Origin of the sequence: Marinobacter sp. MIT932201 (assembly GCF_047123295.1) — a bacterium.
Taxonomy (GTDB): Bacteria; Pseudomonadota; Gammaproteobacteria; order Pseudomonadales; family Oleiphilaceae; genus Marinobacter; species Marinobacter salsuginis.
This window is the reverse complement of record NZ_CP138917.1, coordinates 2,902,430-2,918,532: the sequence shown is the minus strand read 5'-3', so window position 1 is coordinate 2,918,532 and position 16,103 is coordinate 2,902,430. Positions and strand designations below refer to the sequence as shown.

At 53.3% G+C, this 16,103-nt stretch carries 16 protein-coding genes; 12 read left to right on the top strand and 4 right to left on the bottom strand.

The annotated features are described in order from the left end of the window. Position 1: 1 nt before the first annotated feature. From SIC15_RS13345 to SIC15_RS13290, 12 genes are all read left to right on the top strand, one after another. Positions 2-949 (top strand): UDP-glucuronic acid decarboxylase family protein, encoded by a 948-nt coding sequence (locus SIC15_RS13345; protein WP_412536139.1) that lies wholly within the window; start codon positions 2-4, stop codon positions 947-949. An 8-nt stretch (positions 950-957) separates the two neighbouring features. Further along, positions 958-1,923 (top strand): NAD-dependent epimerase/dehydratase family protein, encoded by a 966-nt coding sequence (locus SIC15_RS13340; protein WP_412536138.1) that lies wholly within the window; start codon positions 958-960, stop codon positions 1,921-1,923. Between the two features lie 34 nt (positions 1,924-1,957). Continuing rightward, complete coding sequence (locus SIC15_RS13335; protein WP_412537620.1) at positions 1,958-3,124, top strand: nucleotide sugar dehydrogenase; 1,167 nt, start codon at positions 1,958-1,960, stop codon at positions 3,122-3,124. 51 nt (positions 3,125-3,175) lie between these two features. Then, the gene (locus tag SIC15_RS13330; protein ID WP_209396809.1) at positions 3,176-3,733 is read left to right on the top strand and encodes a sugar transferase; all 558 of its coding nucleotides are present in this window, start codon (positions 3,176-3,178) and stop codon (positions 3,731-3,733) included. A gap of 306 nt (positions 3,734-4,039) precedes the next feature. Next, complete coding sequence (istA, locus tag SIC15_RS13325; protein WP_053114397.1) at positions 4,040-5,581, top strand: IS21-like element ISSpu5 family transposase; 1,542 nt, start codon at positions 4,040-4,042, stop codon at positions 5,579-5,581. A gap of 11 nt (positions 5,582-5,592) precedes the next feature. Then, positions 5,593-6,348, top strand: coding sequence for an IS21-like element ISSpu5 family helper ATPase IstB (gene istB, locus SIC15_RS13320; RefSeq protein WP_008170042.1), 756 nt, complete (start codon positions 5,593-5,595; stop codon positions 6,346-6,348). Between the two features lie 29 nt (positions 6,349-6,377). Continuing rightward, positions 6,378-8,363, top strand: coding sequence for a polysaccharide biosynthesis protein (locus SIC15_RS13315; RefSeq protein WP_412536137.1), 1,986 nt, complete (start codon positions 6,378-6,380; stop codon positions 8,361-8,363). A 78-nt stretch (positions 8,364-8,441) separates the two neighbouring features. Continuing rightward, positions 8,442-9,887, top strand: a complete 1,446-nt coding sequence (locus tag SIC15_RS13310) for an MBL fold metallo-hydrolase RNA specificity domain-containing protein (RefSeq protein ID WP_412536136.1) — start codon at positions 8,442-8,444, stop codon at positions 9,885-9,887. Between the two features lie 95 nt (positions 9,888-9,982). Then, positions 9,983-10,249 carry a type II toxin-antitoxin system ParD family antitoxin gene (locus SIC15_RS13305; protein WP_136632001.1) on the top strand — a complete coding sequence of 89 codons (267 nt, stop codon included), beginning with the start codon at positions 9,983-9,985 and terminating at the stop codon, positions 10,247-10,249. Continuing rightward, a complete protein-coding gene (locus SIC15_RS13300) occupies positions 10,227-10,514 on the top strand; it encodes a type II toxin-antitoxin system RelE/ParE family toxin (protein ID WP_412536135.1) in 288 nt (95 codons plus the stop codon). Before SIC15_RS13305 ends, SIC15_RS13300 begins: the two co-directional genes overlap by 23 nt. A 42-nt stretch (positions 10,515-10,556) precedes the next feature. Beyond that, complete coding sequence (gene tviB, locus SIC15_RS13295) at positions 10,557-11,819, top strand: Vi polysaccharide biosynthesis UDP-N-acetylglucosamine C-6 dehydrogenase TviB (protein ID WP_412536134.1); 1,263 nt, start codon at positions 10,557-10,559, stop codon at positions 11,817-11,819. Positions 11,820-11,997: 178 nt separating this feature from the next. Continuing rightward, entirely contained in the window at positions 11,998-12,366 is a 369-nt protein-coding gene (locus SIC15_RS13290) for a histone-like nucleoid-structuring protein, MvaT/MvaU family (protein WP_412536133.1), read from the top strand. Positions 12,367-12,441: 75 nt separating this feature from the next. Here the strand turns inward: SIC15_RS13290 and SIC15_RS13285 are convergent, their stop codons facing one another. From SIC15_RS13285 to SIC15_RS13270, 4 genes are all read right to left on the bottom strand, one after another. Continuing rightward, on the bottom strand, positions 12,442-13,149 hold the full coding sequence (locus SIC15_RS13285; RefSeq protein ID WP_412536132.1) for a Fic family protein: 708 nt from the start codon (positions 13,147-13,149) through the stop codon (positions 12,442-12,444). Between the two features lie 142 nt (positions 13,150-13,291). Further along, entirely contained in the window at positions 13,292-13,855 is a 564-nt protein-coding gene (locus SIC15_RS13280; protein WP_412536131.1) for a transposase, read from the bottom strand. Between the two features lie 239 nt (positions 13,856-14,094). Beyond that, positions 14,095-15,048, bottom strand: a complete 954-nt coding sequence (locus SIC15_RS13275) for a diguanylate cyclase (protein ID WP_412536130.1) — start codon at positions 15,046-15,048, stop codon at positions 14,095-14,097. Positions 15,049-15,051: 3 nt separating this feature from the next. Then, positions 15,052-16,080, bottom strand: a complete 1,029-nt coding sequence (locus tag SIC15_RS13270; protein ID WP_153633653.1) for a response regulator — start codon at positions 16,078-16,080, stop codon at positions 15,052-15,054. Positions 16,081-16,103 lie beyond the last annotated feature (23 nt).

The window sequence follows — 16,103 nt, the reverse complement described above, 5'->3', positions numbered from 1 at the left end:
TATGAGAGTACTTGTAACTGGTGGGGCTGGTTTCCTAGGGTCCCATCTGTGTGAACGCCTCTTGAATGAAGGCCATGACGTCCTTTGTGTAGACAACTTCTTTACGGGGCGAAAGAGAAATATTGCCCACCTTATGAATAACCCTTACTTTGAGGTGATGAGACACGACGTCACGTTCCCCCTTTACGTGGAAGTCGATCAAATCTATAACCTGGCGTGTCCCGCCTCTCCTGTACACTATCAGCACGACCCGGTACAGACTACGAAGACGAGTGTTCACGGCGCGATCAACATGCTGGGTCTTGCAAAACGATTGGGGGCGCGGATTTTCCAAGCGTCCACCAGTGAAGTATATGGCGACCCGGAGGTACACCCCCAGCCCGAAAGTTATTGGGGTAAAGTTAACCCAATCGGAATACGGTCCTGTTACGACGAAGGGAAGCGATGCGCAGAAACGCTGTTCTTTGATTACTACAGGCAGCATAACCTTCCAATTAAGGTGGCCCGGATTTTCAACACCTATGGTCCTCGGATGCATCCGAACGACGGACGAGTCGTCAGCAACTTTGTTGTTCAGGCGTTGAAAGGAGAAGACATCACGATCTATGGTGAAGGGCAGCAAACCCGCAGCTTCTGCTATGTGGATGACCTGGTCGATGGTTTCGTCCGTTTGATGAATTCACGGGAAGACTTCACCGGTCCGGTTAACTTGGGTAACCCAGGTGAGTTTACCATCAGAGAGCTCGCGGAGCGCGTGATTGAATTGACTGGTTCGTCTTCCGAATTGATTTTCAAGCCCCTTCCACAGGACGACCCAAAGCAGCGTCAGCCGAACATTGAGCTTGCGCGTGCAGAATTGGGTTGGGAACCCAAGATCAAGCTTGATGATGGCCTGAAAAAAACAATCACCTATTTCGATGATTTGCTGTCTATTAAAGATCTGGATTGAGTCGTTCCATGGAAAATAGGGTTCTCGTTACCGGTGCCACGGGATTCGTCGGGCGGGAGCTATGCGCCCGACTTGTGTCCGCTGGAAAGGACGTCGTGGCGGTTGGCCGCGGAGGCGATTTAGGCGATTTAACAGGGCGTTCAGGTCTGGCATATCGTCAGCTGGATCTGGAAACGGACGATCTGCAACAGCTGTTTTCAGACGGCATCGACGCGGTTGTTCATTTGGCGGGCCAGGCACATGGTAAGGGCGGTAGCGAACGCCAGGAACTGGATGGCTTTAGACGGGCGAATGTGAATGTGACGCTCAGGCTTGCTGAGGCGGCGATTAAAGCCGATGTTCGGCGGTTCGTGTTTGTAAGTTCGATTGGCGTGCACGGGACGGCGACCACGGGGAAGGCAATATCTGAGAGCACGCCATTGAGCCCCGCCTCTCCTTATACGCAATCAAAGATGGAGGCAGAGGTGGAGCTAACCCGCCTGTTCGATGGGGTTGGATCTTCTGAATTTGTCATTGTTCGCCCTCCGCTTGTTTATGGCGAGAAAGCGCCGGGGAACTTTGGAAGTCTTCTTCGGCTCGCGAATTCACCTGCTCCGCTCCCTTTTGGTATGTGTTCAAACCGTCGCAGTCTGATATCTGTGGGAACTTTGTCAGATTTCCTTATTACGTGCATTCAGAGCACCGAAGCTGGAAACCAGGCCTTCGTTGTAGCGGATTCCTCAGCTGTCTCAACCGCAGATATCGTGTCGTCTCTGAGGCGCGGAATGAACAGGTCTGAAAGGCTCATTCCCGTTCCGGCGTCGCTTGTGGCTATTGCTTTGAGGTTAGTAGGGAAGCGAGAAATGTACACACAGCTTTTCTGCGATTTGGAGATCGACAATGAGAAGGCGAAAAGGCTTGATGGATGGGCGCCTTGCGATAATACCAGGTCAGAACTGGAGACAGTCGGAAAACTCTTTTATGAGTCTCAGTGATCGAAACGAATTTTGAATTAGGACCCAAATGAAAATGAAAATTGCAGTGGTTGGTACCGGGTACGTTGGTTTATCAAATGCTGTCTTGCTGTCTCAGCATAACGATGTCATTGCTCTGGATATAGATGACAGGCGCGTTGGCATGGTGAATGAGAGGCTGTCGCCGATAGAGGATCCAGAAATTGAGTCTTTTTTGGTAAGCAAAAAACTCAGCCTCAGGGCCACCACCGATAAGAACATCGCTTATGAGGATGCCGACTTTGTAATAATTGCGACGCCGACAGATTACGACCCTGAAACAAATTATTTCAACACTAAAACCGTGGAGTCGGTGATTTCGGATGTCCTCGAAATAAATCCGGGGGCGCTGATGGTTATAAAGTCCACCATTCCGGTAGGTTTTACCGCGATGGCTAGAGCCAAGTACGGTACGGAGAATATCGTTTTTTCTCCCGAATTTCTGCGTGAAGGTAGGGCACTCTACGATAATTTATACCCCTCAAGGATCGTTGTTGGCGAGCGCTCTGCGAGGGCTGAAACCTTTGCCAAGTTGCTTTGCGATGGTGCGCTTAAGGAAGACATTCCAACACTATTCACAGAATCGACAGAGGCTGAAGCCATCAAGCTCTTTGCCAACACCTACCTCGCTATGCGGGTCGCTTTTTTTAATGAGCTTGATACCTATGCAGAGACGCATGGGTTGGATAGTCGGCAAATTATCAATGGCGCATGCCTCGACCCACGAATTGGCGACTTTTATAACAATCCTTCATTTGGCTATGGAGGCTACTGTCTGCCAAAAGACACAAAGCAATTGCTGGCTAACTATTCGGATGTGCCACAGAATTTGATCAAAGCGATAGTGGATGCCAACACTACAAGAAAAGACTTTATTGCGGAGGCTGTAATAAAAAAACGGCCGAACTGTGTTGGCATCTATCGTTTGATTATGAAGTCAGGTTCAGACAATTACCGAGCTTCAGCGATCCAGGGTGTTATGAAGAGAATCAAGGCCAAAGGGATTGAGGTAGTCGTTTATGAGCCGGTAATTGAAGAGGATCAGTTTTATGGGTCGGAAATCGTAAACGATTTGGATCAATTCAAGCAAAGATGCGATGTAGTCATTTCCAATCGCATGGTGCCGGAATTATCAGATATTCAAGATAGAGTTTACACTCGCGATTTGTTCGGCAGTGATTAATCGGGAATAGAACCGATTGGAGCTTGTCCTTTCCGTCACCAAGGAGTTTATGTGATTCGCGCTTTTGATGTTTTTTTTGCGCTACTAGGGTTGGTTGTTGGCCTTCCTTTGCTGCTTCTACTGGTTTTTATCGGGCTCTTCGACACGGGCTCGCCTGTTTTCATGCAGGAGCGGGTGGGCCGACACAAAAAGCCGTTTACCCTGGTTAAATTCCGCACGATGAGCAAAGAAACACTGTCTGTCGCCAGTCACCTGGCCAGCCCTGCTGCGATTACACCATTCGGTCGCTTTCTGAGACGAACCAAGTTGGATGAACTGCCGCAGTTGTGGAATGTGCTGAAAGGCGAAATGAGCCTTGTGGGCCCGAGGCCGTGTCTCTTCAATCAGGAAGAGCTCATTATGGAACGTGAAAAGCGCGGTGTTTTGGCTGCCAGGCCGGGTATTACCGGACTTGCGCAGGTGAACGACATTGATATGTCTACGCCAACACTCCTGGCAGAGACGGACCAGAAAATGCTTCAGAATCTGACTGTGTCGGCCTACTTCAAATATATTTTGATGACTGTTTCAGGGAAGGGCGCCGGGGACAGAGTGCCTGGAAAACACTGATTGGCTGCTTCAAAGCATCGCTCGCGCTCCTTGTGTCTTATAATATCTAGTGCCTTGTATTTTTTTAGCTGGTAAAGGAAAACCATGTTCCAGAGATTTCTGAATCTTTCCCGGGTTCACAAGCTGCGTATTCCAGACCAAGGTTGCCACTGATTCCAGACGAAGCCTGCCACCCATTCCACGCGAAAGCTGCCACTGATTCCACGGCAAAGCTGCCACCCTGGCAGGCTGCCTGATTTCCCCATCAAAACGTCCGGCGCGGGATAACTAACGGTACTCTGCTCCTTTTCATCCGGAGAGGGCCAGATGCCAGCGATGAGGTTATCCATGCGTAAAATCAAAGAAGTCCTTCGCCTCAAGTGGGAGCGAGGGCTGAGTAACCGGCAGGTTGCCGCAGCCTGCGGCATCAGTCGCCCCACTGTGAGCGAGTATCTGCGGCGTGCTGCTGAGGCGGAGCTTGGCTGGCCGCTGCCAGAGGATCTGAGTGAAGCCCAGCTGGAGCAACGGCTGTTCCCGCCACCACCGGATCTGCCGGCACAGGCCCGAGGCATTCCGGATTGGAAGCGAATCCACGATGAACTCCGGGGCAAGAACGTCACCCTGTTCCTGCTCTGGCAGGAGTACCGGGAAGCCAATCCGGATGGCTACCAGTACAGCTGGTTCTGCGAGCACTACCGGGCCTGGCAGGGCAAGCTGGATCTGGTGATGCGTCAGGACCACCGAGCCGGTGAAAAGCTGTTCGTGGACTATGCTGGGCACACGGTGCCCGTCATTGATCGCACCACCGGTGAGATCCATGAGGCGCAAGTCTTTGTGGCGGTGATGGGTGCGTCCAATTACACCTACGCCGAGGCCACCTGGAGCCAGACCCTGCCGGACTGGATCGGCTCTCACATCCGAGCCTTCGAGTTCCTGGGCGGCGTGCCGGAACTGGTGGTTCCGGATAACCTCCGTTCCGGCGTCAGCAAGGCCCATCGCTACGAGCCGGATCTCAATCCGACCTATCAGGATATGGCTAGCCATTATGGCGTGGCCGTTGTCCCCACACGGGTTCGCAAGCCCCGTGACAAGGCCAAGGTGGAAGGTGGCGTATTGATCGTTGAGCGCTGGATCCTGGCGGCCCTGCGCCATCGTCAGCACTTCTCCCTGGGGCAGCTCAACGCCACCATCCGTGAGCTGTTGGAGAAGCTCAATAGCCGCCCCTTCCGCAAGTTGCCCGGGTGCCGGCTTGATCACTTCAAACAGCTGGACCAGCCGGTTCTACAACCGCTACCCGCCGAGCCGTATGTCTACGCCGAGTGGAAAAAAGCCCGGGTACACATCGACTACCACGTGGCCATCGATGGGCACTACTACTCGGTGCCCTACACCCTGATCAAGAAAGAGGTGGAGGTCCGGATCACCCACAACACCATCGAATGCTTCCACCGGGGCAACCGGATCGCCAGCCACCGGCGTTCGGATCAGAAGGGTCGGCATAGCACCATCGCCGCTCACATGCCGGAGTCCCATCGCCAAGCCGGCGAGTGGACCCCAGAGCGACTGACCGCCTGGGCAGCCAAGACTGGACCGGCAACTGAAAAGCTTATCCGTACCGCGCTGGGGGCAAGAAAGCATCCGCAACAGGCCTATCGGTCCTGTCTGGGCATTCTCCGGCTGGGCCAGAGCTACGGCGAGGCACGATTAGAACGTGCCTGCCAACGCGCCCTGATGCTGGGCAGTTGCCGATACAAGAGCATCGAATCCATCCTCAAGCACCGCCTGGATGAGCAGCCCCTGGAAGAGCAACAAGAACTGGCCTTACCCGACACACACGACAACATCCGTGGCCCCGCCTACTACCACTGAAGGAACCTGACATGCTGAAACATCCCACGCTGGATAAGCTCCACGCCCTCAAACTGACCGGCATGGCCGCCGCCCTGGCGGATCAATCGGCCACCCCCGACATTACCGACCTGAGCTTCGAGGAGCGCCTTGGCCTGCTGGTCGACCGGGAAATGACGGAACGGGACAACCGACGCATGAGCAGCCGCCTGCGCCGGGCCAAGCTGCGACACGCCGCCATCCTCGAAGACATTGATTACCGGAACTCACGGGGCCTGGATAAAGGGCTTGTCCAGAGTCTGGCCAGCTGCCAGTGGGTGAAGGAACACCTGAACGTGCTCATCACCGGCCCGACTGGCGTCGGGAAAACCTGGTTGGCCTGTGCTCTGGCACACAAGGCCTGCCGGGAGGGTTACACCGCCCAGTACGTCCGCCTGACCCGGCTGCTACGAGAGCTGACCATCGCCAAGGGCGATGGCCAATACTCAAAGCTCCTGACCAGCCTGGCCAAGGTCGACGTGCTGATCCTGGATGACTGGGGGCTGATGAAGCTGAGCGCGGAGAACCGGCGGGACTTGCTGGAGGTGCTGGAAGACCGACATGGCCGGCGCTCCACCATCGCCACTAGCCAATTACCCATCGAGGAATGGCACGGCATCATCGGTGACGCCACTCTGGCAGATGCCATCCTGGACCGGCTCGTACACAACGCCTACAAGATCAATCTGCGGGGCGAATCCATGCGAAAACAGCAGGCAAAGTTGACGGGCACTGAGACTTCGGAGTAAGAAGAGAAACCCCGCGTCGCTACGCTCCGATGGGTGGCAGCCTTGCTCCGGTCCGGGTGGCAGGCTTCACGTGGAATGGGTGGCAACCTTCAGCGGTTTACGCACACAAGAGACTGATTTCGGTCTTCGCTGATGTCGCCGTGCTGTTTTTTGCTCTTTGGGCAGCGTTTTCGCTTCGTCTGGACCAGCAGTTCTGGGTGCCCGACCGGGGCCAGCTCATCGTCTCGGGTCTCACCGTCGCTATTACCATTGCGGTATTCGTTAAGCTGGGTCTTTATCGGGCGGTGATCCGTTACCTGAGCGACCGGGCTTTTATCACGGTCATCACTGGTGTCTTTGTATCTGCGATTACCCTGATTTTGCTTGGGTACTGGCTTGAGGTGCTGGTGCCCCGCTCCGTTCCCATAATTTACGGCGCACTGGCCTTTATCTTCGTGAGCGGTACTCGCATGACAGTGCGCATGTTGGTGAACCGACCGAAGCATAGAAACAAACAGTTTGTTGGCATAGTGGGTGCGGGAGAAACCGGTCTTCAGTTGGCGAATGCCTTGGATCAGGGGACTGAGTATCATCCTTGTGCGTTTATAACCCTTATGAAGTCCAATCACAGAGCGCTTGTAAATGGTATTCCTGTTTACGACATCAGCCACATAGAGCGTGTTGTAAGAGAACATCGGATAAAAAGGCTTTTGCTAGCATTAGATGCTGATTCTGGGATTGATCGGAAACGTTTGTTGAAAAGACTGGAGCCATTAGCGATCCCGGTTCAGACGGTTCCAACCATGTCCGAATTGGTGGCAGGACAGGCTCGCATTAACGATATCCGAGATTTGGAAATAGAAGACCTGCTAGGTCGTGATCCGGTCCAGCCTGACAATGCCCAAGTCGCGGCTAGTCTTTATAACCGCTCGGTACTGGTAACGGGTGCCGGTGGTTCCATTGGCTCTGAGCTGTGCCGGCAGATTATTCGCCACCGGCCTACGCGACTTGTGCTTTTTGAGCAGTCCGAGTTCTCACTCTACGCAATCGAGCGTGAACTCCAAGCTTTGAACCGTATAGAAGGCTTGGGTGTGGAGATTCACCCCTTGCTGGGCAGTGTTACCCACCGCAGACGATGTGAAGCGGTTATGCGCAGCTTTGGTATCGAGACGGTTTACCACGCCGCTGCCTACAAGCATGTACCTTTGGTTGAGCACAACATTATTGAGGGTGTTCAGAACAACGTCTTCGGTACATTCCATGTGGCTGAGGCTGCGATTGCCACTGGTGTTCAGCGTTTTGTCCTCATTTCTACCGATAAGGCGGTGCGCCCTACCAATGTGATGGGCGCCAGCAAGCGAATGGCGGAACTGGTATTGCAGGGGCTGGCCCAGCGGCAGTCCGATACTGTTTTTTCAATGGTGCGCTTTGGCAACGTGCTCGGATCATCAGGGTCTGTGGTTCCATTGTTTCGCGACCAGATTCGGGATGGCGGGCCAGTTACAGTGACTCACCCGGATATCATCCGATACTTCATGACCATTCCGGAGGCGAGTCAGCTGGTTCTTCAGGCCGGAAGTATGGGGCTCGGTGGTGAAGTGTTTGTTCTAGATATGGGGGAGCCCGTCAAGATTGCGGACCTGGCCCGCAAGATGATTCATCTGATGGGGTTAATCGAGAAAACCGATGAACGGCCAGATGGAGATATCGAGATTGTCTTCTCAGGGCTGAGGCCGGGCGAGAAGCTTTATGAAGAACTATTGATTGGTGACAACCCGCAAGGCACCGCGCATCCAAGAATAATGATGGCCCGGGAAGCGTCCATGCCTTGGGAGGATGTAGAGCAGACCCTCAATCGGTTGATGCGGGCAAGCCACGAATTTGATTGTCACGAGGTGGTTCAGATTCTTAAAGCAGCGCCCACTGCGTTTTCGCACAATGGTGATGTGGCGGATTTAGTTTGGTGTAACGGGAATCAGACGCCGGTTGGCGAGACAAGGAATGAGGACAAAGTCCGTCGGTTGCCTTTGGCGTAGGATATACTATTGGTTTGGTAGTTGAATGGCGGGGGCTTGATTGCCCCCGTTTTTGTTTTTTAACAAGGAACGTTGACGATGATTGAAGTATCCCACCACGGCGCCACCTCCGGCGTAACCGGCTCGTGCCATGAATTGTCCCTGTCTCGGGGTTCCCAAAAGAGTGGCATTCTCATCGACTGCGGCCTGTTCCAGGGCCAGGACGAAGGCCGCGGCGCTTCCGCCTCTGATCTCTCCATTGATTTTCCCATCGAACACATCAGGGCCTTGGTGGTTACCCATGTGCATATCGACCACGTCGGCCGCATTCCCTATTTGCTGGCGGCGGCGTTTGAGGGACCCATTATTTGTTCCGAGCCCTCGGCGATTATGCTGCCGGAAATTCTGGAAGATGCCCTGAAGATCGGTTTCACCCGCGATCGGCAGTTGATTGAGCGGGTTTTGGGGCTGATTCGTTCCCGCCTGGTGCCGGTGCCCTATGGCCAGTGGCATTCGGTGTTTGATGAGGATGATTGCTCGCTGTCGGTTCGGTTGCAGAGAGCCGGGCATATTCTGGGCTCGGCCTATGTGGAATGCGATGCGCGTGTGGGGGATTCTGAAGAACGGATTGTATTCAGTGGCGATCTTGGGGCGCCCCATGCTCCGTTGCTTCCGGCGCCCCAGTCCCCGGATCGAGCGGACCGGCTGGTGATTGAGAGTACTTATGGGGATAAGGACCATGAGGATCGGGAAACGCGGCGCTATCGATTGAAGGCGGTGCTCGAGCACGCCCTGGAAGATGGCGGCACGGTGTTAGTGCCGGCGTTCAGTATTGGGCGGACGCAGGAGTTGCTTTATGAAATTGAGAGTTTGATTCATGAGTTTGGGAGAGGCGCGGTAGCTTCGGGCATGAAAATGGGGTCTGACCCCGTGGGGTCAGACCCCTCCTTCACCTGGGAGTCTCTGGAAATTATCGTCGATTCCCCACTCGCCGCCGAATTCACTCGCATCTACCGCGATCTGAAACCCTACTGGGACGCCGAGGCTACTGAATTGGTCAATCAGGGCCGGCATCCGCTCTCTTTCGAGCAACTCACGGTCATCAACTCCCACGAAGACCACCTGAATGCGGTAGATTACCTGGCCCGCTCCCACCGCCCCTGTGTGGTTCTGGCCGGCTCCGGTATGTGCGCAGGTGGCAGGGTGGTTAATTACCTGAAGGCGATGCTGGGCGATAAACGGAACGATGTTCTGTTCGTGGGTTACCAGGCCGCGGGCACGCCGGGAGGGGATATTCTGACCTATGGTCCCCGTGGTGGTTGGGTGGAGTTTGATGGTGACCGCTACGATATCCGGGCCCGAATTCATCAGGTTGGGGGTTATTCGGCCCATGCAGGACAGCGTGATTTGCTTCGTTTTGTTGAAGGTATTCCTGAAGCACCGAGGGAGATTCGGGTAGTGCATGGGGATGAGGATGCGAAGGCGGCATTTCGAGAGAGGCTGGTGAGTTCTCTGCCTGACAGTCGTGTAGTGATTCCGGATTAAAGGGCATGCTCGCACCGGTTGAATTCACCCTGCCTTGTTTTGAGTTATTGTGCTAATCTGCATCAATAGTATGAACTTTGTTGCGGAGTGAGGGGATGGGCACCATACGCAAGACAATAACATTGACCGACCAACAAGGTGACTGGATTAAATCCCGGATCGCCAGCGGCGGCTTCACTAACGACAGTGAGTATTTTCGTGATCTGATTCGGCAGGACCAGGCCCGTAATGCGGGAATAGAACAACTGCGTGCGGCTCTTGATGAAGGGGAGCGCAGTGGTATAAGCAACCGCAGCCCACAAGAAATTCGTCAGGCGGCCAGGGAGAGGCTCGAAAAAGATGGCAAATTACCAGCTCAGTAAAAGAGCTGATGAGGATTTTGAATCGATTTATTTGTTTGGGTTGCTGAATTTTGGTCTGATTCAGGCGGACGCTTATGTTGATGGGCTGGAGGAGCGCTTCGAACAGATTGCAGCGCAGCCCGATTTGTATCCGGCCATTGATCATCTGAAGCCGGGGTATAGGCTCAGCGTTTACCAGAGTCACTCAATATACTACCGCGTTGATGAGAGTGGCGTTCTTATTATTCGAATTCTGCGTAATCAGGACCTGAAAACGGCATTATGAAAAAGGGGGCAGCCCCCTGGTTCACAGGGAAAGGTTTATAAAATGAAGAAAATTGCAGTTATCGGTTTGGGATACGTTGGTCTGCCTCTTGCTGCTGCCTTTGGCGAGAAACGCGAAATTGTCGGTTTCGACATCAATAGTAAGCGCATTGCCGAACTGAAGGATGGCGTTGATTTTACCCGTGAGGTTTCCAAGGAAGAGTTAGCGGCAGCATCTGGTTTGTCGTTTACGGATAATCTTGAGGGCATTCGCGATTGCCAGATTTACATTGTCACGGTGCCCACCCCAATTGATGAATTCAAAACCCCGGATTTAACACCTCTGGTAAAAGCCAGCGAAACCGTAGGCAAGGTTTTGAAGCAGGGCGATATCGTGATTTACGAATCCACGGTCTATCCTGGCGCCACGGAAGAAGTTTGTGTGCCGGTACTGGAGAAAGTTTCTGGCCTTGCGTTTAACAAGGATTTCTTTGCTGGCTACAGTCCTGAGCGTATTAATCCGGGTGATAAAGAGCATCGGGTAACTACCATAATGAAGGTTACCTCTGGCTCCACTCCGGATATTGCTGACGAAGTGGATGTGCTTTATGCCGGTATTATTACGGCGGGCACCCATAAAGCCAGTTCCATTAAAGTGGCCGAAGCGGCGAAGGTTATAGAAAATACCCAGCGTGATCTGAATATCGCCCTGATGAATGAGCTTTCGATGATCTTTTCGCGCCTGAAAATTGATACTCATGAAGTGCTGGCCGCCGCGGGAACCAAATGGAATTTTCTTCCTTTTAAACCTGGACTGGTCGGTGGCCACTGTATTGGTGTGGACCCGTACTATCTCACTCACAAAGCCCAGGCTATTGGTTATCACCCGGAAATTATTCTGTCCGGCCGGCGGGTAAACGACAATATGGGGCCCTATGCAGCGGCTGAACTGGTAAAAGCGATGATCAAGGCCGGGCATACCGTGGCATCATCAAAAGTGCTGGTAATGGGGCTGACCTTTAAGGAGAATTGCCCGGATTTGCGCAACACTCGGGTGATTGACGTTATTCGGGAATTGGAAGATTTTGGCTGTTCGGTGGATGTAACAGACTGCTGGGCGGATAATGCCGAAGCAGAACATGAATATGGTATTTCTCTGGTAGAGTCACCGAGATTCGGAGATTATGACGCACTGTTTCTGGCAGTGCCGCATCGTGAGTATGCCACTAGATCTTCGCAAGAGTTGCGCGCTTATTTGAAAGATAATGGGGTTCTGTTTGATCTGAAGGGTATTTTGCCGCTGGGCGAAGCGGACCTGAGGTTGTAAGTACAATTTTCGTACAGCGTTTGTATTAAAGGCCGGTCAATTTGATCGGCCATTTTTATTAAGGGCTCGTAAATAAATAATTTTGCCAGACTAAATTTATTTGATTATTATTGGGCCTGACTTTTAGTCAACTCCAATTGAGTTTTTAAAACCCCTATTTGAATAAGGTTTTAATTCCATGGCAAAGATTAACGACTATTACCAGAAAAAACAGCTTATGGAAAAGCTTGCTTCAGAGTTGGAACAGCTTGAAAAAGACCAGGCTCTGAAAGGTGAACTGGAGTTTGAAAACAAGGTTCGCGCATTGATGAAGGAGTATGACAAGTCGCCGAAAGACGTGCTTCAGATTCTTTCGGCAATTGATCCCTCTGTGGCCGGCAGCAAGGTTGATTCAACGGCTGGCAGCCGCCCGAAGCGCCCGATGAAAACCTATAAGAACCCGCACACCGGTGAAGTGGTCAAGACCCGTGGCGGCAATCATAAGACGCTGAACGAATGGCGTCAGAAGCATGGTAAGGAAGCCGTGCAGAGCTGGCAGCAGGATTAACCGCCAGCTTGGGGTCAGATGAAAATGGGGTCAGAAGAGATTTTCTTCTGACCCCATTTTCATCTGACCCCGATTTTACTCCTTCATAATCCGGATGATTTTATCGCTGAGGCAGCTTCTGACAAATCGGTTCATTGCCTGCTGGTCACCGGATTCATAAAACTCGAGCATTAACTCGTTAAACTCAAGCTGTCGCGAGGCAGGGATATTTATAGCGGGATACCCGTTGTTCAATAAGTGGCCATTCATCATGAAGCGGCCCATCCGTTTGTTCACATCATAGAAAAACTGGCATCGGGCCATGGTCAGAAAAATATGAATGGCCTGATCGTAGATGTCCTCAATGTCATCTAACCTAAGCACCATTTCCTCAAAAAGGCCCGCAAGTTTCTCAGCTGCCGGAGGCTCATAATCAGTGCCTGCGATAAGAACAGATCCTGACCGGAAGCATCCCCATTCCAACGCTTCTTCTTTTGCCGCAATTTTGTGTAGGTTTTCAGCGCATTCTCTCGTGACCTGGAATTGTCCGTCACGGATCATTTGAAATAGCGCTTTCCAAGTTTCGCTCTGGTTTATAGCAATTTGTTGATCGCTTAATTTGTGCCCCCCTACGGTAATACCCTGCAGCAATGTTTGAATTTCCGGCAACGTAAAGTTAATGCCCTCTAGACGCACGGCGTCATAGACAAAAACAGAGACTTCCCTCTGCGCAATCATCAAAGCCTTGCTCTGACTAGCCGGCATATTCCAGTAGGTGTCGGTACTTGCAGTCATTGCAGTCATAGGCACTTCGGATCCGGTTCAAGAGTTATGCGACATTATAGCAGCGAGGTTCTTGAAAATCGGGGTCAGATGAAAACGGGGTCAGAAGAAAAGTTCTTCTGACCCCGTTTTCATCTGACCCCAACTTGGAAACCACTCGCTGTTAGTCGGATATGCCGTACCTGGCTTTAAGCTGGCTCTTAAACTCAATTGAGCCGAGGCTTTTGCCACTTCTTGCAGTTTTCCGGATTTCATCTTTCAGATAATCCGGCATCGGTTTGGCAAACAGTTGACGATAACGGCGTTGGCGGTCGGGCTGGTCTTTGCCGAGGGCCTGATAGATAGGGTGGGGGCTGTGCATGTCGCTTACCTTTCCAAGCGCATGGCATTGGTAGCTGGACCACCAATAATCTTCAGGGTTTGTGACCATGCCGGCGCTCACAGGGTTCATCTCGATATACCTTTGACAGGCGAGCAAATAATTCTCTGAATCGATCAAACAGGATCGGAATCTGCCCTCCCAAAGGCCGCCCGTTCTTTCATGTCGACGGTTGAAGTAACGAACATACCGCCGACCAATGGACTGCATGAAGGCTGACAGGCTGGTCTCTGTTGAGGGTGTTACCAGCAAATGCACATGATTGGTCATCAGCACCCAGCCATGAAGGGCGACACCGTGCTCTTCGGAATACTGCTCCATCAGGCGGCAGTAGAAGGCAAAATCCACGCGTCCTTTAAAGGTCGGCTGACGGTTGTTGCCTCTCTGAATAATGTGTTGGGGAATGCCGGGAGGGCAGAATCTTATCGTTCTGGGCATAGCATCACATCCTTGTGACAGTTGAGTTGAAGTTGGAACCCTACCGCTATGTGGTCTTGTTTGCCATGACGGAACACACGAACTCGGGGTCAGATGAAATTGGGGTCAGAAGAACTTCTCTTCTGACCCCAATTTCATCTGACCCCGAGTTAAGCAACTACCACCCGATTCCTGCCGCCTTCCTTCGCCGCATACAACGCCTCATCCGCCTTCTGCATCCACTGCATATAGTTCTCAGGCTCTTCCGTTAACTGGGCAATGCCAATGCTGATGGTATAGCGGATCGGCGCCACGCTGGTTTCCACCACGCTTTGTTCAATGGTCTCCCGTATCCGTTCGCAGATGATGCGCGCGCCCTCGGCGTCGGTTTCCGGCAAGATGATGCCGAATTCCTCGCCCCCGTAGCGGCCGGCACTGTCTGACTGGCGGATGGCGTTGCGGGTGACCCTGGCGGTGTGTTTGATCACTTCGTCCCCGGCCAGGTGGCCATGAGTGTCGTTCACTGGCTTGAAATGGTCGATATCAAACATCACCAGGCTGGTGGTGTGGCCATAGCGGCGGAAGCGTTCGAACTCCGCGTCCACCAGGTTTTCCCAGGTGCCCCGGTTGAGCAGGCCGGTGAGACGATCTGTCATGCTCAGTTTGGCCAGCTGCTCGTTGGCCCGTTCCAGGGCCATTTTGCTGCTGGCGATGTCGGTAACGTCGTACACCATCAGGCACACTTTCTCGACTTCCCCGTTGGTGCCGGAGAGCGGGCTGATGGTGAGGTTCTGGAACATGTACTCTTCCGTGCCGGTGATGGGCCGGGTATTGCGGAACTGGAACAGGTAAGGGCGCTGCTCCCATGAGGTGAACGCTTTGGTGTTGAGCAAGGCTACGGCGTCCACCTTACGGGTCAACCAGGCCTTTGGGATATCCGGGAATACGTCGAACAACACCTGGCCCTGGATCTTGCTCGCTGTGATGCCGCTGTGGTTCTCCATGAAGCCGTTCCAGACTTCCACCCTGAAATCCAGGTCGAGCACCACAAGGCCCACTTCCACGGATTCCAGCATGTCCATCAGCCAGTGAAAAGAGTTGGCTTCAGATTCTTCTATGGCCATGAGTCAGTCCACCAGATATTGCAGGCGATCTTCGAGAAAAGGCACTGAATCCTCGGTGAGGAGGATCAGCATGTCGCATTCGATGTCCCGGTCTTCCAGGGCGTAGCAGATTTCGATGCACAGCAGCTGTTCTTCACGGGCGCTGTGGTGTTCGAGCAATTCGGTGATCTGCCGATGCTGGCCAAGCACGGTGGGGTGGCCAAGGCCGAGTTTCAGGTCCAGCTGGTCGCCGATGCCCTTGAGGAAGGCGCCGAAGAGTATGCTGGACATGTCCATCAGCACCTCCACGTTTACCGCCTCGCCCTCAAGCGTGTCGTAGTGAAGCATCTCTGCCATTTCCCGGAAGCTGGCATCTGCAAATAACAGTAGCGCTTCGCCGGCAATACCGGCACCTGTGAACCCCTGGCACACCGCAGAATAGGTGTCGCTGTCGCTGACCGAGGAAATGGCCATGTGCAGTTCGGAGTTGGCCAGGAACGCGACCTTGGGTATCGGTTGTTTCACGAAAACCCGTAGCAGGCGGGCCAGAAGATCCGAGGACCGGCCCATGGCGACGTTGGAGATTTCCTGCAGGTAGTCGTTCAGGGAAACGGAGATCTCCGGAGTGGCGCTGCCTGAATTCTTGAGGCTGGTATCCTGCAGCGCTGTGTCTTCGAGTTCTCCGGGGCGGTACACCCCGTATTCCACCAACAGGTCGAGCACGATGTGCGTTTCGGTGGGCTTCTTGATGAAGTCGAGAGCGCCGAGTTTTTTGACCCGTTCCCGGGCTTCAGGCTGAATATCGCCGGAAACCACGATGGTCATCACCGGCAGATCTTCCTTGCGAACCTGTTCCAGCACCTGGTAGCCGTCCATCTCCGGCATGTTGAGGTCCAGGAACATCAGCTCAGCCTCGTGCCGCCGCAGCTTCTCCAGTGCTTCCACACCGTCTTTCGCGAAACTGACGTCCCCGCGCAATCCTTCTGGCAGGGCTCGGGCCATTTGCTTTCTGGCCAGGGCAGAGTCGTCGCAGATCAGAATGCGGGTGGTCATTGATGGGGCCGTAGGGGGTTGCT